The organism is Streptomyces albidicamelliae (genome assembly GCF_025642175.1).
In the GTDB taxonomy this organism is placed as follows: domain Bacteria; phylum Actinomycetota; class Actinomycetes; order Streptomycetales; family Streptomycetaceae; genus Streptomyces; species Streptomyces albidocamelliae.
Genome location: NZ_CP106795.1, coordinates 589,480 through 610,076 on the forward strand (window position 1 = coordinate 589,480; position 20,597 = coordinate 610,076).

Here is a 20,597-nt window from a genome sequence, read left to right on the forward strand (position 1 = left end):
GCCGTCGTCCAGCGCCAGCCGCGGAGGTGGTCCAGGTGAAAGCCGTCGTCTACGAAAAGCCGTTCAGCGTGACGGTGAGGGACGTCGATGATCCGCAGATCCAGCACCCGAACGACGTGCTGGTGAGGGTGACGTCGACCGCGATATGCGGCTCCGACCTGCACATGTACGAGGGCCGCACCGCAGCGGAGGCCGGCATCGTCTTCGGGCACGAGAACCTCGGCATCGTCGAGGAGGTCGGCAGCGGTGTGACCTCCTTGTCCCAGGGCGACCGCGTGGTCATGCCGTTCAACGTGGCCTGCGGATTCTGCAAGAACTGCCTCGCCGGAAAGACCGGGTTCTGTCTGACGGTCAATCCGGGCTTCGCCGGCGGAGCTTACGGCTATGTCGCGATGGGCCCCTACAAGGGCGGCCAGGCAGAGCTGCTGCGGGTGCCGTTCGCGGACTTCAACTGCTTGAAGCTGCCGCCGGGCGACGAATTCGAGACCGACTTCGTGCTGCTCGCCGACATCTTCCCGACCGGGTACCACGGATGCGAGCTCGCCCAGGTCTCCCCGGGCGAGAGCGTCGCCGTCTACGGCGCGGGCCCGGTGGGCCTGATGGCCGCCTACTCCGCGCTGTTGCGTGGTGCGTCGAAGGTGTTCTCCGTGGACCGCGTGCCCGAGCGCCTCGCCAAGGCGGAGGAGATCGGGGCGATCCCCATCGACTTCACCAAGGGCGACCCGGCCGAACAGATCAAGGAACAGACGGGAGGCGAGGGAACCGACAAGGGCGTGGACGCCGTCGGCTACCAGGCCCAGTCGCACGACACGAGCCACGAGGAACCGGCCATCGTCCTCAACGAACTCGTCATGACGGTCCGGCCCACCGGGATGCTCGGCGTACCGGGTCTGTACGTGCCGTCCGACCCGGGTGGACCCGACGAGCACGCCAAGCAGGGCCAGCTGCTGGTCTCCATCGGCAAGATGTTCGAGAAGGGCCAGCAGATGGGCACCGGTCAGTGCAACGTCAAGCGGTACAACCGCCAGTTGCGCGACATGATCATCGCCGGGCGGGCCAAGCCCAGCTTCGTGGTCTCGCACGAGCTGCCGCTGGAGGACGCACCGCTGGCGTACGAGAAGTTCGACAAGCGGATCGAGGGCTACACCAAGGTGGTGCTGCACCCGGGTCACGCACTCGCCGCGTGAGGCGGTCGTGACGTCCGCATGACGCGGAAGGTCCCGGCGCACGGGTGCGCCGGGACCTTCTCGGGTGCCGCGGGGCGGCCGGGTCTCAGTTCGTGGCGGACGGAGTCCGGCGCGGCAGCTTCCAGTTCGGGCGCGGGAAGTGGCAGGTGTACCCGTTGGGGTAGCGCTCCAGGTAGTCCTGGTGCTCGGGCTCCGCCTCCCAGAAGTCGCCCACCGGCTCGACCTCCGTGACGACCTTGCCCGGCCACAGACCGCTCGCCTCGACGTCCGCGATGGTGTCCACGGCGACGCGGTGCTGCTCCGCATCGGTGTAGTAGATGGCGGACCGGTAGCTTCGCCCGATGTCGTTGCCCTGGCGGTCCCGCGTCGTCGGGTCGTGGATCTGGAAGAAGAACTCCAGGATGTCGCGGTAGCTCGTGGCCGCGGGATCGAAGAGGATCTCGATGGCCTCGGCATGGTCGCCGTGGTTGCGGTAGGTGGCGTTCGGCGTGTCACCGCCGGTGTAGCCGACGCGCGTGCCCACGACACCCGGCTGCTTGCGGACCAGGTCCTGCATGCCCCAGAAACAACCGCCCGCCAGCACGGCTCGCTCGGTTCCCACTGTCATCGGTCGCTCCCTCACGCTCGACCCACGGGCCGGCGCGCTCGTCGGCGTGCCGGCCCCACGGTCACTCGGCCTCTTGCTGTCCACGAGCGGCCGGTCGACGGCCGCTCACGACACATTCTGCAACCGGGGAGCGGCGCGTTTGATTCCCGGTCGCCGCCCTGCCGGACGGCCCTTCCGCCGGGGGGTCAGGCGGCTCCCCCGTCCCCTTGCGGTGTCGGTCCCGCGGCTATGGAGAAGTTGAGGGCGAGGCCATCGCCGCCGGCGCGGGCGGAGGTCAGCGCGACCCCGCGGGGCAGTCCGGTGACGGCGACCGTGCGGGGCTTCAGCCGGTCCCGCAGCCCGGACGCGGCCGGCAGGGCGTCGAGGTCGTCGACCGGCACGTTCCGGCCGAGGACACCGACCGTGGTGGGTGTGATGGTGAAGGCGTCGGACCTGGTGGACACCTTCGCCCGCACGGTGACCGGCAGCCCCAGCGTCCCGACGCTCCCACCGAGGACCAGGTCCCCGTCCTGTCCGCCGGCTGTCAGCCCGTCGCCGAGTGCCCCCAGGCGCCGGGTCACCTGGTCGTATCCGACGGTGGCGGTGGCCGTGCCGCCGGCGCTGCGGCCGTCCGTCGTGACGTCCTTCAGCTGGACGGTCACGTCCATCACGGCGTGGTGGCGGTGGACGCCCTCGGCGCTCACCTCCACGTCGCCGACGTCCCCGCCGAGGGTGCGCAGTCCGGCGAGCGAGGTGGTGAGGTCGACGTGCACCGGCCCGTCGGGGCGCAGACTGTGCGACGCCCGGTCGGCGACCTTCGCCTCGGTCCGGTGCTCGACGAGGAGATCGGTCGCGCAGACGACGGCGGCCAGTGTCGCGGCGGCCGCGACCAGGGTGAGGGTCCTGCCTCGGCGGTTGAGGATCACGGGGGTTCTGCTCCGGTTCGGTCGGGTGGGTGCGGGACGGTCAGGCGTGCACGTGCGGCAGGAGCCGGTCGAGCCGGCGGGGTATCCACCAGTTCGCCCGGCCCATGAGGAACATGGCCGACGGCACCAGGACCAGCCTGACCACCGTCGCGTCGATGATCACACTGATCGCCAGCCCCAGCGCGAGCATCTTCACGACCACGGTGGGCGAGGCGGTGAACGACAGGAACACCGCGGTCATGATGAAGGCGGCGGCCGAGATGACCCGCGCCGTCGAGGACAGCCCCTCCCCCACGGAGAGCCTGTTGTCGCCGGTGCGGTTCCAGGCTTCGGCGATCCGGGACAGCAGGAAGATCTCGTAGTCCATGGACAGGCCGAAGACGATGGCGAACATCATCATCGGGACGTACGACTCGATGGGCACCGGTTCGGACAGGCCCAGCAGCGAGTCGCCCCAGCCCCATTGGAAGACCGCCACGAGCACGCCGTAGGAGGCGGCCGTGGTGAGGAGGTTGAGGACGACGGCCTTGAGGGGGATCACCAGGCTGCGGAAGACCGTCATCAGCAGCAGGAAGGCGAGGACGAGGACGATGCCGATGACGAGGGGAAGCCGCTCGCCGATGGTGGCGCGGAAGTCCGCCTGGCCGGCCACACTGCCGGTCGGGTACGCCTTCGCTCCCGTGCCGTCGAGGGCCTTAGGCAGCGTCCGCCCGGACAGGGTGTCGAGCAGGTCGCCGGTCGCCCGGTCCTGGGGGCCGGTCGCCGGGGTGACCGTGGCGGCGAGGACCTTTCCGTCCGCGCTCGCCCTGACGGGGCTCACGGACGCGACGCCGTGGGTGCCCCGGAGAGCGGCGGTCAGGTCCTCGGAGATCCGGTCGACGGGTGTCGTCGCCCGGCTCACGTCGGCGACGACGAGGACGGGGCCGTTCGCCCCCGGGCCGAAGCCCGGCCCGTCGGCGTGCGCGATCCAGTCGTACGCCGTGCGCGTGCTGCTGCCGGCCCGGTCCGCTCCGGCGTCGACGTGGCCGAGGCGCATCGACAGCAGGGGCACGGAGCACACGCCGAGGATCGCGAGGCCGACGGCCAGGAACGTCCACGGGCGCCGGGAGACGACGTCGGCGTAGCGGTGCCAGCCGTCGCGCGCTCCCGTGCTCTCGGCCACCGGGCGGCGCACCCGTAGCCGGTCGATGCGCCGGCCGACCAGTCCCAGGCCCGCCGGGACCAGGGTGAGGGCGGCGGCGGCGGTCACGACGACGGCGAGGGTGGCCGCCAGCCCGATCTTCCCGATGAAGGTCAGGCCGCAGGCGTAGAGGCTGAGCATGGCGACGGCCACGGTCAGGGCGGCGATGAGCACGGCGCGTCCGCTGGTGTGCGCGGTGCGCGCCGCGGCCTCGACCGGATCGCGCCCCTCGACGAGGTCCTGCCGGAAGCGCGTGGTCAGGAACAGCGCGTAGTCGATGCCGACGCCGAGGCCGATCATGCCCGCGAGGGTCGTGGCGGAGGTGGCGAAGGAGAGGGTGGCGGCGACGACGCCCACGACGCCGAGACCGACGCCGACGCTGATCAGCGCGGTGACCAGGGGCATCAGCGCGGCGAGGACACTGCCGAAGGCCAGCAGCAGGATGACGAGGGCGGTGGCGACGCCCACACCCTCGCTGAGCTTGTCGTCGGCCGGTTCCCGAACCACTTGTTCGAGGTCGCCGCCGTACGCGACGCCCAGCCCCGCCGCCCGGGCGTGCTCCGTCGCCCTGTCCAGCTTCGCGGTGTAGTCGTGACCGAGGCTCTTCAGCTGCTCGTCGAAGGAGACGGTGGTGTACGCGGTACGCCCGTCGTCGCTGGTCACGGGCGCGGAGACAGCGGTGACACGGGGCAGGTCGCGCAGCTCGGCCAGGGTCCGGTCCACGGCGGACCGCCGGTCGTCCACGGTGCCGGAGCCGGTGTGGAGGACGACCTTGCCGTTGGGCCTGCCCGCGTCCGGCAGGGACCGGGCCAGGAGGTCGGCACCGGTGTGGGAGGGGGTGCCGGGCAGGCTGACCTGGTCGCTGAAGGTGGGGTCGGCCAGGTGCCGTCCGGCCAGGGCCGCGGCGAGGACCAGCAGCCAGACGGCGACGACGGCCGCGGGGTGCCGGGCGCAGTGGGCGCCGAGGCGGCCGAGCCGGCCGGGCGCGGGCTCGGGTCCGGTCGGCGGACGCGGCCCGGCGGACGCTCCGGCCGGCGCCGGGAGGTGGGGCGAGGAACGGGGCACCGTGGCCTCCAGAGGAAAGTGTCACGACTGACGCGCACTCTAGAGAAGAAATGGCATGCATGACAATTGGCATGGATGACATATGTGAAGAGGAGGTGCCCGGCGTGACACGCGTGCCGATTGACAGTCGCGACAGCATGGCGGAGGCTCGCCCCATGCCGAACGAGACCGCCACCGCCGGACTGCGTGAGCGCAAGAAGGTGGAGACGCGGCGCCTGCTGCTGGAGGGAGCCGCGCGCCTGTTCCGGGAGCGGGGCTTCGAGGCCACGACGGTCGCGGACATCGCCGCTCACGCGAACGTCTCGGTGCGCACGTTCTTCCGCTACTTCGAGAGCAAGGAGGCGCTGCTGCTGCCGGACGGGGTCGAGATCTTCGCGTACGTGGAGAACGCCCTGGCCGCGCGTCCCGCGGACGAGGAGCCCCTGGACGCGGTGTGCAACGCCCTGCTGGAGGCGGCCGAGCCGTTCGCGGCCTCCACCCTGACCGCCCTCAGCCATCCGCTGGAGGACATCGAGAACGTCGTCACGGCCCGCCTCGTGCAGGCCTTCTCCGACTTCGAGGAGCGGCTCACCGCCCTGGTCCGGCGCCGGCTCCCGCCGGACACTCCGGACGCCGACCTCGAGGCGGCCGTGATCGCGTGCGCCGCGCTGTCCGCGGTACGCGCCGTCCTGCGGACGCGCCGGGCACGCCGGGCGACCGGCCCGACGGACACGGGCCCGGCGACCCTGCTGCGGGCCTTCCGCATCCTGCGGGGGATCGGCACCCCGTAGCGGGGCGGGCGGCGGCGCCTTCCGGGCCGCTCACGAGGGCCGGAGTCCCGCGAGGCCCGGGGCCCCGCGCGGGCACGGTCCACCGTCTCCGGCGTCCGTGGCCGCCTCGGTCCCCGTGCCCGCCTCGGTCCCCGTGCCCGCCTCGGTCCCCGTGCCCCTCGGACCGCGGGCATCACATGCGGGTACCGAAGTCCTGGGTCCACCACGGACCGCCCGCGCCCTTGTGGACGCCCACGCCGATGTTCTTGAAGGAGCAGTTGAGGATGTTCGCGCGGTGGCCGGGACTGTGCATCCAGGAGTCCATGACGGATGCGGCGGTCTGCTGCCCCTGCGCGATGTTCTCGCCCTCCGTGGACCAGCGGTAGCCCGTCGCGGTGATGCGCTGCCCCGGGTCGGCGCCGTCGGGGTTGGTGTGGTCGAAGAAGCCTCTCGCGGCCATGTCGTCGGAGTGGTTCTGGGCCGCCTTCTCCAGTTGCGGGTCCTCGGTGAGCGGACCGCAGCCGGCGCTCGCGCGCTCCTTGTTCACCAGCGCGACCACCTGCGCGACCGTGCCCGACGGGGCCGGCTGGGACTGCGGTGTACCGGCCGGCGTGGGAGCCGGCGGGGTGGAACGCCGGGGCGCGGGCGTCGTCTTCTTCGGAGTGGGGCTCGGCGACTTGGAGGGGCGTGCCTTCTTCGTCTTCGAGACGGAAGGCGACGGTGAGGCGGAGGCCGAGGGTGAGCTCTTCTCGGGGCTGGGCGCCGAGAGGTCCACGACGGGGGTGGCCTCCGCGCGCTCGGCGGTCGTACCACCGGCACCGTCACCGGAGTCCGTGCCGAAGTACCAGAAGCCGCCGCCGGCGACGCAGGCCGCCACGACGGCAGCGCTGACGGCCCGGCGCCGCATGCGCCGCCGGCGCAGGGACTCGGTGCGGGAGGCCGCGCGGCCCTGGCCCGGCACCGGGCCGGCCGACGCGCCGAGGGGGTCGCGGAACCGGCGGCGGCCATCCCGCCGGTGGCGGAGCGCACGCTCGCGAGGAGGGCGGACGAGACTCCGACCAGCGCCAGTCCGGCCAGCAGCCCCTCCGCGGGCATCAGTCCGGACCACAGGCCGGAGCAGCGCACGCACTCGCGGGCGTGCCTGGCTATTCGCTTGCGCCACAGCGCCGAGGGCAGTCCGTCCCAGGCGGCGAGCACGACCCGGAGCTCCTCGCACTGGGGCCGCGCGTCGAGCGCCCGCACCACCACGCGGGCGGCCTCGAGCTGCGCCTTCATCCGCTGCACACGGACCGCGGTGTGCTGGGTGGACAGGTCGAGGGCGGCGGCGACCTCGGTCCGGGTCAGCTCCCCGGCGCACTCCAGCCACCACAGCGACAGCAGACCGCGGTCGTCCGGCTCCAGCCAGCGCGTCGCCCGCGCCGTCTCCTGGCGCTGCCCGGAGAGCTGGAGCTGCATCACCGTCAGGTCCACGAAGTCGGCACCCGGATCAGCCAGGTCCTGGGCCTCGTCCACGGCGCCCGGGGCGTTCTGCCGGTCCTGCCAGTGCGTGCGCACCTGGTTCATCGCGATCGCGACGAGCCAGGAGCGGAAGCGCTCCGGAGTCCGCAGCCCGTCCAGGCCGTGCAGGGCGCGCAGCATGGTCTCCTGCACCACGTCGTCGACGTCCACCGAGCCGTTCAGCGCCCGCCCGACGATGTTGTAGACCAGCGGAAGGTACGCGTTGACCAGGGCGTCCTGGGCCTGCGTGTCCCCCTCCCGCGCGGCGATCACCAACGCCGCCGACCCCGCCCCGTGCTGTGCGCTCATCAAATGCTTCCCGTCCTCGACGCCGAACGATTGTGTCCGATGCCTGGGAGACCGCCGGGGGCGCCCCGGATAACACTTGTTCGAAAACTCGTCCCCGGAATTTCCCGCCGGGCCGCACCTTCCACGCGAGGCTGCGGTCCGGTGACGGACAGTGAGGACACGTCGGCGACTGGCCGCCCGGCTGCGCGACCGCGGCGCGCACCCGGACGGCTCGGCGCCCTGAGCCCGGGACCGGGCGGGGGGGCGAGCGTCAGAACTGCTGGACGAAGTACGGCTCCACGGTCATCCAGCCGTTGCCCGCGGCCCCGTCGAGCCGGCCCGTGGAGTTCCTGGACAGGGTGTACCAGGACTCGACGTAGTCGGGGTCGTCGGTGAACCAGGAGTCCGGCATCGCGCTCAGCACCGCGTTCACCAGGGGGATGTACGTCCCCTGGTCGGTGACGGTGAGCAGGGCGGTGGTGAGGGCCTGGGCCAGGGCCTTGTAGTTGGTGCCGTCGTCGTCCTCCATCATGACGACGTCGGCGAGGTCGTACTTGTAGCTGGACCAGTTCACCAGGATCTGGTTCGGGTGGTAGACCGTGCCGTCGTCGTCCAGGTACGGCATGTCGACCGAGTCGACGCGGGCCTTGCCGTCCGGCCCGAAGCCGGTCACCAGGGCGAACATCTCGGCACCGCCCTTGAACCAGGGCTCCTCGTCGTCGTTCACCTCGACGGCCGTGACCTTGGTGGCCCACCAGCCGGCCGCACCGGCCCCGTTCGCGGCCCGGTCCCGCGGGGTGGCGAGGCCCTTGTCGGCGAGGGCGCCGCGCAGCACCGCGAGTCCGGCGCGGTGGGCCTTGGCGACGTCGATGTCCAGGACGTAGAGGGGACGGTCGGGAATCCGGGTGGCGTCCACGGCGTGCGCGCGGCCCCGGCTGTCGTAGGCGGTGATGGTCCTGGTGCGCTCGTCGGCCGCCGCGACGGCGACCCACGGTGTGGCTCCGTCTTCGAGGCGCCCGCGCATGGAGGGGGCGCCGAGGCGTACGCGCAGCAGGGAACCGGTCGCCGCGGGCAGCCCCTTGAGGGCGGCGATGTGCCGGTCCGCGGTGGTGACCGCGGTCTCGAGCCGCCGACCCCCGGGGTCCGCGGACCGTGCGGCCAGGGCCCGCAGGTCCACCTCCGGTGTGCCGAGCGCGGCCCTGCGCACCTGTTCCCTCCACCCGGGCGCCGCCAGCGAGGAGGACAGGGAGCGTGCGATCCGGTCCTCGATGTCGTGGACTTGGGCATGCCGGGACTCGGTGGCCGGGCGCGCCGGGTCGGGTGCGGTCGAGGCGATCGCGGGCTGCGCCGTGCCGATGACGGCGGCCAGCGTGATGCCCATCAGGGCGCCGCGTCGCTTGCTGGGTCTGCTCACCGTGCTCCTTCTGTTGTGGTCGGCCGCCGCACCGCGGGGACGCGGTACGGCGTGCGTGGGGGTCGGCGATAACGGTATGGCGCGTGCATGACAATCCAGAGACGTGCCGCACGCGCGTCTCCTCGACGGCGGCGGGCCGGGAATCGGCCCCGGCCCGCCGCGGGAGGGTGGTGAGGGGGCGATCCGCTAGCCGGGGCGCCCGCCCGCCTCCCCGCGCCGGGCCGGCTTCAGCGAGCTCAGCATGAGCTTCTCGGTGGTCCTCAGGTACGTCTCGGCCGCACGCCGCGCGTCCTCGGGCCGGCCCTCGGACACCGCGTGCACGACGGGTGCCAGCCGCGCCGCCGCCCCGGCCGCGTCCTCGAACGGGGACCGCAGGGCGCCCCGCACCGGGAGGTAGGCGTTGAAGAGCGTGTTGGTGAGGAGCAGATAGACCCGGTTGCCGGTGGCCCGGGCCAGTTCGCGGTGCACCTCCACGTCGGCGAGCTGGGTGGCGTCGGCGTCCGGCGCCTCGGCCACCCGGCGCAGCAGCTCCTCGAGCGACCTGGCCTGCCGCGCCGTGCGCCGGGCGGCGGCCCGGCCGGCGATCAGCGCGCCGATGTGCCGCCGCACCTCGAAGACCTCCCTCAGCCAGGCGGAGTCCTGCGTGGCCAGCATCGGGAGCAGGTCGGCACCGCCGAGCCGCAGGTAGTCCAGCACGGAGGTCCCGACGCCGTGCCGGGTGCTGAGCAGCCCCGCCTTCTCCAGCCGGGTCAGCGCGTGCTTCAGGGTGGTGCGTGTGACGCCGTATCCGGCCGCCAGCTCCCGTTCGGGAGGGAGCAGCGAGCCGGGCCGGTGGGTACCGCCGAGGATGTCCTGGCGCAGCCGGTCCTCGAGCAGGTCGACCACGGATCGGCGGGGAAGGCTTTCGACGGCCACGCGGGGTCTCCGATGCGTCGGTACGGCGGTCCGGCGGTTCACCGGAAGGCGGCTCGGTGGTTCGGTGGCTCAGCCACGGCGCCAGTGAAGCAGCTGCCCTCGGAGGTCGTCAATGCCCCCGAGGAGACGCGGAGTTGACCGGGCCGCCGCCGCGGGGCGGCCGCTTCGCACCGCCTCCCGGGGCGGACGTTCGCGGAGTGCGCCGTACGCGAGGAAGTAGGCGGGCAGGCGCCGCGTCCAGGGCATCCCGGCGATCAGCCGCGCGGCACGCCGGGCGCGCTTCGCGCTGCCGAGGGGCGGCCGGCCCCGCAGCACAGGAGCGATGAAGCGGGCGTGCGCCGTGCGCTGGAGCGCCTGTGTGGCGACCGTGGTGAATCCGCGGCGGCGCTGCACCCCGCGCACGTCACGCAGGCTCACCCGTCCCCGCAGAAGCGGCCCGGCCAGGATGCGGGCGGCGGCCACGGCGTCCTGCACCGCGAGGTTGATGCCGATGCCGAACACCGGGGACATGGCGTGCGCGGCATCGCCGATGCACAGCAGGCCCGGCCGGTGCCAGCGGCGCAGCCGGTCCAGCCGTACGTCGAGCAGCTTGACGTCGTCCCAGGAGTCCAGGGCGCCGGTGCGGCCGGCGATCCAGGGGACGGCGGCGGTGAAGTCGGCCAGGAAGCGCGGGAGTCCGACGGCGCGGCGCTCGGCGTCGGTGCCCTTGGGGATGAGCGCGGCGCACTGCCAGTAGTCCCCGCGGTCGATCATCGCGGTCAGGAAGCGGTCGCCTGCTCCGCCGAAGAGCCCGCGCGGGTCGCCCTCGAACCGCGGCAGCCGGAACCACCAGGCGTCCATCGGGCAGGGGAAGCCACGCAGTCCGAGCTCCGGCCGCAGGCGTGCCAGTGATCCGCGGCCGTCGCAGGCGACGGTGAGGAGGGCGCGCAGTTCTCCCGTACGGCCGTCCGCGGTCCGGTAGCGCACACCGCACACGCGTCCCGACTCGGTGAGGAACGAGGTCGCCTCGGTGTTCATCCGCAGCTCGAAGCCCGGCTCCCGGCGGGCCTCGTCCGCGAGCAGGTCGAGCAGGTCCCACTGGGGCACCATCGCCACGTAGTCGTACGGACCGCGCAGTACGGCGAGGTCGGCGACCGTGACCGCCGAGCGGCCCGCTCCGACCGGCAGCTGGACGGTGCGCACCCGGCGCTGCGGCAGCCGGGCGAAGCGCTCGGCCAGCCCCAGGTCGTCGAGCAGCGCCAGGGTGGAGGGGTGGACGGTGTCACCGCGGAAGTCGCGGAGGAAGTCGGCGTGCTTCTCCAGCACCGTCACGGCGACGCCGGCCCGGGCCAGCAGGAGGGCGAGCACCATGCCCGCGGGGCCGCCTCCCACGACACAGCATGTGGTGCGTTCCATGTCGGCCCTGCCCTTCCGGGAGAGCAGTAATTCATCGGACGATGAATATCCTACGCCTCCCGGCCGCTGCCCGGCCACCCTCTCTTGAGCCCAGGCCGGCAGGGGGCGACCGCCGAGTCGTCGCAACCGATCACCGCCACGCCCTCCGGCACCCGCCGGCACCCGCTCCCGCAGCACCTGGCAGGCGCCCTGGGCCAGGAGGTCTTAGGCGGCGAACACCGCGTCCCGGTCGGGGCGTTCGGCGAGCCTGCGGCAGCCGCGGGCGGGCAGGCGCTCCGCCGCGAGCCGCCCGCCGTCCCGGTGCGCCGGGTCGACATGGCTGAGCGGGAACGGGCGGGAGGGGCGGGCGTGGTCGGGGGCGCCCCGGCCGCTCAGCAGGACGACACGAGCGTGGGCGGGGTGGTGGACCTCCCCGAGGCCGGCGAGCTCGTTGATCACGTGTTCGCACGACCGTCGGGCGGTCAGACCGGATGCCCCTGGGCCGCGAGCCAGCGGTGCACGCTCTCCTTGTCCGCGGGCGTGATGCGCGCGGGGCCCTCGACCTCCGGGCCCTCGTCCTCGTTGAAGGCCGTGTCGGTGACCCGCGCGGTCACCCAGGTGGCCAGGTCCTGCGCGCACTCGCCGCCCAGCGTGCCGTTCCGCCAGCCCTCCCGGGCCCGTCGGGCGGCGCCGGGATCGTGGCGTTCCGTCTCCGCGAGCCAGACGGGCACCAGCCGGTCCACCACCTGCCGGTCGGAGGGGGAAGGCTCCTGCCGCTCGTGTGCTGCCATGGCGCCCGGGTTTCCCCCGGGCGGCAGGCTGACACCCCGGCGGTACGCGGTGGCCGCGAGCACCCACCGCGCTACGGATACCCCGCTGCTCAGAAGGCCGTGTGGGCGACCCACCGGTCGAGGACCCGGATGTCTCCGGTGACGTCGAGGGCGGGGTCCCCGTGCGACACCCGGCCGTAGAGGAACAGCAGCAGATCCGCCGCCCGCCCTCGTACCGCCACGGTGCTCGGTGCGGGCGCTGCCGCCTCGTCCTCGGCCGGGGGCAGCAGGCGGAAACCGTCCGGGTCCAGCCGTACCAGCCACTCCTCGACGGCCCCGTCCGCGGCGTCCGCGCACCGGAAGGCGACGGTCTCGCCGTCGCCGCGCAGCTTCTCCACGCCCGGTGCGAAGAGACCCGCGTAGGGGAGGTTGACGAGGAACTCGTCCACGCCGTCGGCGGCCAGGGCCGGGTCGACGTCCGGCGTCCGGCCGACGGCGCGCTCCGCGTCCGTGCGGTGGACCAGGGTCTCGAAGAGCATCCTGCGGGCCCAGAACCGGGCGTGCTGGTCCTCGCCCCACGCCCACATCGCGGCCAGCGGGTCCGTGGCCTCGAACACGTCCGCCACGGCGGGGACACCCGCCGCCACCCATGCCGGACGGTCCCGCACGTCGTCCGGCAGCCCCAGGTCCACCTCGCGGCTGCGCGGCGGCTCCTGCACCCGCCGGGTCAGGAGTGCCGAGAACCAGCGCTGCAGCGCCCCCACGTGGACGGTGAGGTCGTCCAGGGTCCAGTCCGGGCAGGAGGGCACGGCGGTCGCCGGGTCGGCGCCCGCGACCGTGTCGGCGAAGCGCCGGGTCTCGCGCGCCACGGCCTCGCGGTAGGTGTCGTACGGCAGCGGATGTCCTGCCCTGCTCGTCGTTGCCATCGGTGCCGCCGTTCCTGTGCTTGAACCCCTGTCACGTCGGGCCCAGTGTCGCTGCTGGAGTCCACTCGAAGGCAAATCCGGGCAGGTCCGCCGCCCGAGGTGTCAGGGGATCTCCTGCTCGGCCCAGATGATCTTTCCGTCCCCGGTGTACCGGACACCCCAGCGGTGGGCGAGCTGGGCCACCAGGAACAGGCCGCGACCGCCCTCGTCGGTGCTCCGGGCGTGCCTCAGCCGGGGCGCGGTACTGCTGGCGTCGGAGACCTCACAGGTCAGCCGGGCGTCGCGCAGGAGCCGTAGCCGGATGGGCAGGGCGGCGTACCGGATGGCGTTGGTGACCAGTTCGCTCACGATGAGCTCGGTCGTCATGGCGAGCTCCCCGAGGCCCCACTCCTCGACCTGGCGGATGGCCCGGGTCCGGAGATCGCCCACGGCGGCCGGGTCGGGGGGCACCTCCCAGGTGGCGAGCCGGTCGGCGCCGAGGGCGTGGGTCCGGGCCAGCAGCAGGGCGATGTCGTCGGGCTGCGGCACGGGGACGAGTTCGTGCACCGCGGACGCGCAGAGCGTGCCCAGGTTGTGCCCGGTGCGCGCGAGCACCGCGCCGAGCCGGGACATGCCCCGCTCCACGTCCTGGTCACCGCCCTCGATGAGGCCGTCGGTGTAGAGGCCGAAGAGGCTGTTCTCGGCCAGTTCGATCTCGGTCGCCTCGAACGCCATGCCGCCGAGCCCCAGCGGGGGTCCGGCGGGGATCTCCGGGAAGTAGGCGCGTCCGCCGGGGGCGACGACGACGGGGGGCGGGTGCCCGGCCCGGGCCATCTCGCAGCGCCTGGTGACGGGGTCGTAGACGGCGTACAGACAGGTCGCGCCGATGAAGGTGGTCGTGCTGCGTTCTCCGGAGCCGGCGGCGTTCTCCTCGTCGCTCAGCCGCAGCACGAGGTCGTCGAGGTGGGCGAGGAGTTCGTCGGGGGGCAGCTCCATGTCGGCCAGTGTCTGGACGGCGGTGCGCAGCCTTCCCATGCTCGCCGCCGCGGCGATGCCGTGACCGACCACGTCCCCGATGACGAGGCCCATCCGGCCGCCGGACAGGGGGATCACGTCGAACCAGTCGCCGCCCACGCCGCCCGTCGGGTCCGCGGGCAGGTAGGACGAAGCGACCTCCAGGGCGGTGCCGCCGGACAGGGCGGGTGGCAGCAGACTGCGCTGCAGCGTCACCGCCGCCATGTGCTCCCTGGTGTAGCGGCGGGCGTTGTCGACGCAGACCGCCGCCCGTGCGACCAGCTCCCGGGCCAGCAGGACGTCGTCGGGCCCGAAGGGGACGGGGTTGAGCGACCGGGCGAAGGTGGTGAGTCCGAGGGCGGTGTTCCGGGCCCGCATCGGCGCCGCGATCATCGTGTGCAGGCCGAACTCGCGGATCCGTTTCGCCCGCACGGGCTCCTCCCTGGCCCACAGGGCGTCCGACGGGTCGAGGACCGGGATGAGCCGCGGCTCCCCGCTGATCAGCATGTTCACGTCGCGGGGCGGGGGGAGGAAGCCGACCTCCTCGCCGATGCGGGCCACGGCTTCGGGGCAGCCCGCCCGCACCGACTGCATGCCGGCGCGACGCATCGCCGGGGTGACCGGAGCGGGCCCCGCGTCGGTCAGCCACGCTCCGTGCCCCTCGGTGCTGAGGACGGGTTCCAGCAGGTCGACGACGACGAAGTCCGCGAAGCGGGGTACCGCGAAGTCGGCGAGCTCCTGTGCCGTCCGCAGCACGTCGAGGGTCGTGCCGATGCTGGTGCCCGCCTCGTTGACGAGCGTGAGCAGCTGGCGGGCGGTCCAGCGCTCGGTGATGTCCTGGACCAGGTAGCAGACGCCGCTGGCGGCGCCGTCGGCGTCCACCAGCGGGAAGAACGACGTGGAGAAGGCGTGCTGGCGGTGCGGGTCGGCCCAGCTCCATCCCGCGTACTCGTAGTCGGTGACCGGGACCCCGGTCGCCAGCGCCTTGCGCATCAGCCCTTCCAGGGCCTCGGCCTGCAGTCCCGGCAGCACCTCGCTCATCCGGCGGCCGAGCCGCTGCTCGCGGGGGACGCCGCCGAACTGCTCCAGGGTGTCGTTCAGCCACACGTAGCGCAGTTCCTGGTCCATGACGGCCATGCCGACCGGCAGGCGGGTCAGGAATCCGTCGAGGACGGACCGGGCGACCGTCCACTGCGGTCGCTGCTCACGCGCCGACACCAGGAAGCACTCGTCCGCGCCGATCCGGAAGGACGCCGAGACCAGGAGGTGGACGTCGAGGCAGCGGCCGTCCCGGTGCCGTACGGCGATCAGCCCGCTCCAGCCGTGACCGGCGCGGCACCGCTCGGCGACGGCCGCGGCCCGCAGGGGATCGTCGGGCATGGCCAGCAGGTGCGCGGCGGAGCCGCCGACGACCTCCCGTGCCGGGTAGCCGAGCAGCGCCTCGGCGCTCAGGGTCCAGCCGAGCACGACGCCGTTCGGTGCGATCACCGCGGCCGCGTCGCTGGACGCGTCGAAGAGGTCATCCGGTCCCGCGGACGTGGATGCGGAGATGCCCTTTCGCGGAGATTCCATCATTTAGACCCTTACACGACAATGGTCCCATTTATGCGCGCGATGGGCTTAATGTTGGCCATCAGTGCGCCCCGGCGGCACCGGGGGGACCATGGGGGTACCGGCCCTCAGCACAGACCCGCACGGCCGGCCGGCACCGACCGCGAGACCGGCCCGGCCGGCCGGTGGAGGTGGATCCGGGATGGCAGTGGAATCCTTCGAGACCGGCCACGACGACGAGCGGCCCGAGCTGCCGCGGCCGACCGGTCTGCTGGATGTGCTCAGTGTGGCCGCGGTGGCCATCGACACCCGTGGCCGGGTGGTCTTCTGGACGCCGCAGGCCGAGGACCTCTTCGGCTACACGGCTCGGGAGGCCCTCGGCGAGAACGCGACGCGTCTGCTCGTGCGTCCCGAGCATCTGCAGGCCGTCACGAGCCTGTTCACGGAGGTGCTGGAGACCGGCCGCGGCTGGGCCGGCGCCTTCCCCGTACGGCACAAGGACGGCAGCACCCGGCTGACGGAGTTCCGCGCGATGCGGCTGCTGGACGACCTCGGGGACGTCTACGCCCTGGCCATCGCGGCGGACCACACCCTTCTCCAGCGCGTCGAGACGGATCTGGCGCTGTGCGAGCAGCTGGTGAACCAGTCCCCCATCGGCCTCGCCCTCCTGGACCCCGACCTGCGCTACCTGCTGGTCAACCCGGCCCTGGAGCGCATCGACGGCATTCCCGCCGAGGACCACATCGGCCGCCGTCTGCGGGAGACCCTGCCGTTCCCGGACGTCGACACCGTCGAATCGGCCCTGCGTCAGGTGCTCACCACCGGCACGCCGCTCATCGACCAGTACCACGTGGGCCGTCCACCCGTCGATCCGGAGCACGATCACGCCTGGTCGCTCTCCTTCTACCGGCTGGCGGACCCTGGCGGCCGGATCCTCGGCGCGGCCGTCTCGGTCGTCGACGTCACCGAACGGCACCGCGCGGCGGCCGAGGCCGACCGGGCGCGACGGCGCCTGGCACTCATCGCCGAGGCCTCGACGCGGGTCGGCACCACCCTGGACGTCCAGCAGACCGCCGACGAGCTGGCGGAGATCGCCGCTCCGGCGCTGGCCGACGTGGTCGCCGTGGACGTCCTCGACTCCGCGCTGGCCTGCCGCCGCATCCGCAAGCCCGACAACGGCCCCGAGCTCTTCCGGGCGCTCGCCCTGAAGGCCGCCCACCCCACCGTCGCCGAGCGCGCCGCCGACCCGCCCGGTGATCTCGCCACGTACGACGGCGACCGTCTCGTCACCCTCTGCGTGCACACCGGCCGGCCGGTGCTGGTCCGCCACGTCGGGGCGCGGGACCTGCCGCGCATCGCCCGGGACGCGGAGGCCGGGGCGCTGCTGGCCCGAGCCGGCGTCCACTCGTACCTCGCGGTTCCCCTGATCGCCCACGGCGAGGTGATCGGCGCCCTCGATCTCAAGCGCACCCGCAATCCGGCGCCGTTCGACGACGACGACGTGGTCCTGGCCGGTGAACTCGCCGGCCGGGCCGCCGTGGCCATCGACAACGCCCGCTGGTTCCAGAGCGTGCGCAACACCGCGCTGACCCTCCAGCGGAGTCTGCTGCCCGACCACTCGACGCACCACACGGGCCTGGAGGTCGCCTCCCGCTACCAGCCCGCGCAGGCCACCAGTGAGGTCGGCGGCGACTGGTACGACGTCATCTCCCTGGCCGGCGACAAGACCGCGCTGGTGGTCGGCGACGTCATGGGCAACGGCATCGACGCCGCCGCCACCATGGGCCGGCTGCGCACCGCCACCTGCGCCTACGCCGAGCTCGACCTCGCTCCGGCGGAGGTGCTCCAGCACCTGGACAAGGTCACCTGCGACCTGGAGCACTACATCGTCACCTGCCTGTACGCGGTGTACGACCCCGGCACCCGGCGGTGCACCATCGCCAACGCCGGACACATGCCGCCCGCCCTCGTCCGGGGCGACTCCCCCGCGCTCCTCGATCTGCCCGCCGCCGCCCCGCTCGGCGTCGGCGGCATCGCTTTCGAGGCCACGTCGTTCGAACTGCTCCCCGGTGACCTGCTGGTCCTCTACACCGACGGTCTGGTCGAGACCCGTCAGCACCCCATAGACGACCGTCTCGGCGTCCTGCTGAGCTTCCTGGACAAGCCCCGGCGCCCGTTGGAGGAGACCTGCGACCTCCTCCTCCACGGCCTGCGTCACCCCGACGACCACGACGACGTGGCCCTCCTCATCGCCCGCGCGCTGTAGGGGGCATGGCGGGCGCTCGTGATCCGCGGGGCCCGGTCAGATCCCCCAGCGGGGAAGGCCGGCGAGACCGGTCTCCGTCATGACGCGGTCGATCGTGGCGGTGAGGGTGCTGTCCGCACCGATGACCGTCTCGACCCCTCCCGGCAGCACGTCCCGCGGGCGGTACCACTCCCGGAGCAGCGCGGCGTCGACCTCGTCGGCGATGGGCTTGCCCGCGTGCCGGGCCAGGGTCTCGTCGAGCGGTACGTCCAGGTAGTAGCCGTGGGTGGGGCCGCGGTGGTCGGCGCGCAGCCGGGCGAGCATCTCGCCGTAGCGGTCGGCGGACAGGATGCCCTCCACCACGACGTGGTACCCCGCCTCCAGGGCGTAGCGGGCGGTCAGGTCGATCAGGCCGATGTTCGCCGCGCCGGGCCGGTCCCTCTCGCGCAGGACGACGCGGCGCAGGTTGTCCTGGGCGACCAGGGCCACGCCGCGGCCGAACCGGTCACGGACACCGGCGGCGACGGAGGACTTCCCCGAGGCGCTGTTGCCGCGCAGCACGACCAGCGGGGTCTGTCCGGTGCCCACTCTCATCCGCCGCAGCGTACCGGCGCCCGGGCTCGCCGCGGGGCCGACGCTGCGTGCCGGTCGTCGCACGGGCGACGCGCCGGCTACTCCAGTCGGGTTGGACTGTCATGCCGAAGGGTGCATTCGGGCCGCTCCACGCCGCCATCCGGCCCCCGGCCCGGAAAGGATGGCGGCTTACGGACGATGTGAACCGCGAGCATCTGGAGACACCTTCTTGTGAGCATCCTCAACGACCCCCACGGTGCCGCGGCAGCCGAGGACTCGTACGAGAACGAGCTGCCGATCAAACGGAGGCAGCCCGGGAACGTCGTGGTGAGGTGGCTGACGACCACCGACCACAAGACGATCGGCACGCTCTATCTGGGCACGTCGTTCGCGTTCTTCCTGATCGGTGGCGTCATGGCGCTGCTGATGCGCGCCGAGCTGGCCCGCCCGGGTATCCAGATCGTCTCCAACGAGCAGTACAACCAGCTGTTCACGATGCACGGCACGATCATGCTGCTGATGTTCGCGACGCCGCTGTTCGCCGGTTTCACGAACTGGATCATGCCGCTGCAGATCGGCGCGCCCGACGTGGCGTTCCCGCGGCTGAACATGTTCGCCTACTGGCTCTACCTGTTCGGCTCGTCCATCGCGGTCGGTGGCTTCCTCACCCCGCAGGGCGCGGCCGACTTCGGCTGGTTCGCCTACTCCCCGCTGTCGGACGTCGTCCGCAGCCCGGGGCTCGGCTCGGATCTGTGGATCATGGGTCTGGCCTTCTCCGGCTTCGGCACCATCCTCGGCGCCGTCAACTTCATCACCACGATCATCTGCATGCGCGCGCCCGGCATGACCATGTTCCGCATGCCGATCTTCGTGTGGAACGTGCTGCTGACGGCCGTCCTCGTGCTGCTCGCCTTCCCGGTCCTCGCGGCCGCGCTGTTCGCCCTGGAGGCGGACCGCAAGTTCGGCGCCCACGTCTTCGACGCCGCCAACGGCGGCGCCCTGCTGTGGCAACACCTCTTCTGGTTCTTCGGCCATCCAGAGGTGTACATCATCGCGCTGCCGTTCTTCGGCATCGTCACCGAGATCATCCCGGTCTTCTCCCGCAAGCCGATCTTCGGCTACATGGGCCTCGTCGCGGCCACCATCGCGATCGCCGGTCTGTCCGTGACGGTGTGGGCCCACCACATGTACGTCACCGGCGGAGTACTGCTGCCGTTCTTCTCCTTCATGACGTTCCTCATCGCCGTACCGACCGGCGTGAAGTTCTTCAACTGGATCGGCACGATGTGGAAGGGAAGCATCTCCTTCGAGACACCGATGCTCTGGGCGACCGGCTTCCTCGTCACCTTCCTCTTCGGTGGTCTGACCGGTGTCATCCTGGCCTCGCCGCCGATGGACTTCCACGTCTCCGACTCGTACTTCGTGGTGGCGCACTTCCACTACGTGGTGTTCGGCACCGTCGTCTTCGCGATGTTCGCCGGCTTCCACTTCTGGTGGCCGAAGTTCAGCGGCCGGATGCTGGACGAGCGGCTCGGGAAGATGTGCTTCTGGACACTGTTCGTCGGCTTCCACGGCACGTTCCTGGTGCAGCACTGGCTCGGCGCCGAGGGCATGCCGCGCCGGTACGCCGACTACCTGGCGACCGACGGCTTCACCGCCCTGAACACCGTCTCCACGATCAGCTCGTTCCTGCTCGGCCTGTCGATCCTGCCGTTCCTCTACAACGTGTGGAAGACGGGCCGGTACGGCAAGATGGTCGGCGTCGACGACCCCTGGGGGTACGGCCGTTCGCTGGAGTGGGCGACGTCCTGCCCGCCGCCGCGGCACAACTTCGTCACCCTGCCGCGGATCCGCAGCGAATCCCCGGCGTTCGACCTGCACCACCCCGAGATCGCCGAGTTCGAACACGAGGCGAACCTCGCCAGGCGCGACGTCGTGGACACCCACGGACCGGAAAGCGGCCGGTCTTGACGTCGCCACGCGGTCAGGGGGCCCCGCCGGACCGGGGCAGCGGGGAACTCGCCAACGAGGTCGAGGGGTTCCTCCTCCTGCAGGCGGAACGGGAGCAGGCGCAGCGCGAGGCCGAAGCCCTCTGCGCGCGCCTGCCCTGGCTCACCACCGGGCAGGCCGAGGACCTGACACGCCACTACACCGAGCAGCGCCTCGGACTGACCCGGCAGGCCCTGCAGGCGTTCGCCGACCGCGCGGGGCGCCTGCGCGGCGAGTACGAGGCCCGTTACGCCGACCTGCGCCGCACCCTGCTCCGACGGCACGCCGTGTGGGCGTGCCTCCTGCTCGCCTCGTCGATCGGCGTCAGCACCGGTGCCGCCTGGCTGACCCGCTGACGCGACCGGTACC

15 protein-coding genes and 2 pseudogenes are annotated in these 20,597 nt (G+C 72.5%); 5 read left to right on the plus strand and 12 right to left on the minus strand.

Annotation, left to right across the window (positions count from 1 at the left end):
- The first annotated feature begins 35 nt into the window (after positions 1-35).
- Positions 36-1,187 carry a glutathione-independent formaldehyde dehydrogenase gene (locus tag N8I86_RS02895; protein ID WP_073896706.1) on the plus strand — a complete coding sequence of 384 codons (1,152 nt, stop codon included), beginning with the start codon at positions 36-38 and terminating at the stop codon, positions 1,185-1,187.
- A gap of 85 nt (positions 1,188-1,272) precedes the next feature.
- Here the strand turns inward: N8I86_RS02895 and msrA are convergent, their stop codons facing one another.
- The 3 genes from msrA to N8I86_RS02910 all read right to left on the minus strand — a co-directional run bounded on the left by msrA (position 1,273) and on the right by N8I86_RS02910 (position 4,944).
- The gene (msrA, locus tag N8I86_RS02900) at positions 1,273-1,794 is read right to left on the minus strand and encodes a peptide-methionine (S)-S-oxide reductase MsrA (RefSeq protein WP_073895733.1); all 522 of its coding nucleotides are present in this window, start codon (positions 1,792-1,794) and stop codon (positions 1,273-1,275) included.
- 185 nt (positions 1,795-1,979) lie between these two features.
- Positions 1,980-2,699 carry a DUF2993 domain-containing protein gene (locus N8I86_RS02905; protein ID WP_263276998.1) on the minus strand — a complete coding sequence of 240 codons (720 nt, stop codon included), beginning with the start codon at positions 2,697-2,699 and terminating at the stop codon, positions 1,980-1,982.
- Positions 2,700-2,739: 40 nt separating this feature from the next.
- Positions 2,740-4,944 (minus strand): MMPL family transporter, encoded by a 2,205-nt coding sequence (locus N8I86_RS02910; protein WP_263276999.1) that lies wholly within the window; start codon positions 4,942-4,944, stop codon positions 2,740-2,742.
- Positions 4,945-5,099: 155 nt separating this feature from the next.
- Here N8I86_RS02910 and N8I86_RS02915 point away from each other — a divergent pair, with 155 nt between their 5' ends.
- Positions 5,100-5,714, plus strand: coding sequence for a TetR/AcrR family transcriptional regulator (locus tag N8I86_RS02915; RefSeq protein WP_073895726.1), 615 nt, complete (start codon positions 5,100-5,102; stop codon positions 5,712-5,714).
- Positions 5,715-5,886: 172 nt separating this feature from the next.
- Here the strand turns inward: N8I86_RS02915 and N8I86_RS02920 are convergent.
- The 8 genes and pseudogenes from N8I86_RS02920 to N8I86_RS02955 form a co-directional block, all read right to left on the minus strand.
- Positions 5,887-7,499, minus strand: a pseudogene (locus N8I86_RS02920) (sigma-70 family RNA polymerase sigma factor).
- Positions 7,500-7,749: 250 nt separating this feature from the next.
- Positions 7,750-8,892 (minus strand): DUF3103 domain-containing protein, encoded by a 1,143-nt coding sequence (locus N8I86_RS02925; protein WP_263277000.1) that lies wholly within the window; start codon positions 8,890-8,892, stop codon positions 7,750-7,752.
- Between the two features lie 186 nt (positions 8,893-9,078).
- Positions 9,079-9,807 carry a FadR/GntR family transcriptional regulator gene (locus N8I86_RS02930; RefSeq protein WP_263277001.1) on the minus strand — a complete coding sequence of 243 codons (729 nt, stop codon included), beginning with the start codon at positions 9,805-9,807 and terminating at the stop codon, positions 9,079-9,081.
- A gap of 69 nt (positions 9,808-9,876) precedes the next feature.
- Complete coding sequence (locus N8I86_RS02935; RefSeq protein ID WP_263277002.1) at positions 9,877-11,202, minus strand: FAD-dependent oxidoreductase; 1,326 nt, start codon at positions 11,200-11,202, stop codon at positions 9,877-9,879.
- 86 nt (positions 11,203-11,288) lie between these two features.
- A pseudogene (locus N8I86_RS02940) lies at positions 11,289-11,586 on the minus strand (substrate-binding domain-containing protein); the annotation flags it as partial.
- A gap of 77 nt (positions 11,587-11,663) precedes the next feature.
- Positions 11,664-11,972 carry a hypothetical protein gene (locus N8I86_RS02945; RefSeq protein WP_123439863.1) on the minus strand — a complete coding sequence of 103 codons (309 nt, stop codon included), beginning with the start codon at positions 11,970-11,972 and terminating at the stop codon, positions 11,664-11,666.
- Between the two features lie 89 nt (positions 11,973-12,061).
- Positions 12,062-12,877: a maleylpyruvate isomerase family mycothiol-dependent enzyme gene (locus N8I86_RS02950; protein WP_263277003.1), complete on the minus strand. Its 816-nt coding sequence runs from the start codon at positions 12,875-12,877 to the stop codon at positions 12,062-12,064.
- A 102-nt stretch (positions 12,878-12,979) separates the two neighbouring features.
- The gene (locus N8I86_RS02955; RefSeq protein WP_263277004.1) at positions 12,980-15,442 is read right to left on the minus strand and encodes a SpoIIE family protein phosphatase; all 2,463 of its coding nucleotides are present in this window, start codon (positions 15,440-15,442) and stop codon (positions 12,980-12,982) included.
- Positions 15,443-15,623: 181 nt separating this feature from the next.
- Here N8I86_RS02955 and N8I86_RS02960 point away from each other — a divergent pair, with 181 nt between their 5' ends.
- On the plus strand, positions 15,624-17,687 hold the full coding sequence (locus tag N8I86_RS02960) for a SpoIIE family protein phosphatase (protein WP_263277005.1): 2,064 nt from the start codon (positions 15,624-15,626) through the stop codon (positions 17,685-17,687).
- Positions 17,688-17,723: 36 nt separating this feature from the next.
- On the opposite strand, the gene N8I86_RS02965 is transcribed toward N8I86_RS02960, so the two are convergent.
- Positions 17,724-18,260, minus strand: coding sequence for an AAA family ATPase (locus N8I86_RS02965; RefSeq protein WP_404830775.1), 537 nt, complete (start codon positions 18,258-18,260; stop codon positions 17,724-17,726).
- A 210-nt stretch (positions 18,261-18,470) separates the two neighbouring features.
- On the opposite strand from N8I86_RS02965, the gene ctaD reads away from it, so the two are divergent.
- Both ctaD and N8I86_RS02975 read left to right on the plus strand, forming a co-directional pair.
- A complete protein-coding gene (ctaD, locus tag N8I86_RS02970) occupies positions 18,471-20,210 on the plus strand; it encodes an aa3-type cytochrome oxidase subunit I (RefSeq protein ID WP_263277006.1) in 1,740 nt (579 codons plus the stop codon).
- Positions 20,207-20,584, plus strand: a complete 378-nt coding sequence (locus N8I86_RS02975) for a hypothetical protein (protein ID WP_263277007.1) — start codon at positions 20,207-20,209, stop codon at positions 20,582-20,584. The genes ctaD and N8I86_RS02975 overlap by 4 nt, the downstream gene beginning before the upstream one ends.
- Positions 20,585-20,597 lie beyond the last annotated feature (13 nt).

What these genes read in the sequence shown, in the direction of transcription:
- N8I86_RS02960 (WP_263277005.1), top strand. Translation starts at nt 15,624, where the DNA reads ATGGCAGTGGAATCCTTCGAGACCGGCCACGACGACGAGCGGCCCGAG.
- msrA (WP_073895733.1), bottom strand. Translation starts at nt 1,794, where the DNA reads ATGACAGTGGGAACCGAGCGAGCCGTGCTGGCGGGCGGTTGTTTCTGG.
- N8I86_RS02955 (WP_263277004.1), bottom strand. Translation starts at nt 15,442, where the DNA reads ATGGAATCTCCGCGAAAGGGCATCTCCGCATCCACGTCCGCGGGACCG.
- N8I86_RS02945 (WP_123439863.1), bottom strand. Translation starts at nt 11,972, where the DNA reads ATGGCAGCACACGAGCGGCAGGAGCCTTCCCCCTCCGACCGGCAGGTG.
- N8I86_RS02935 (WP_263277002.1), bottom strand. Translation starts at nt 11,202, where the DNA reads ATGGAACGCACCACATGCTGTGTCGTGGGAGGCGGCCCCGCGGGCATG.
- N8I86_RS02915 (WP_073895726.1), top strand. Translation starts at nt 5,100, where the DNA reads ATGCCGAACGAGACCGCCACCGCCGGACTGCGTGAGCGCAAGAAGGTG.
- N8I86_RS02950 (WP_263277003.1), bottom strand. Translation starts at nt 12,877, where the DNA reads ATGGCAACGACGAGCAGGGCAGGACATCCGCTGCCGTACGACACCTAC.
- N8I86_RS02965 (WP_404830775.1), bottom strand. Translation starts at nt 18,260, where the DNA reads ATGAGAGTGGGCACCGGACAGACCCCGCTGGTCGTGCTGCGCGGCAAC.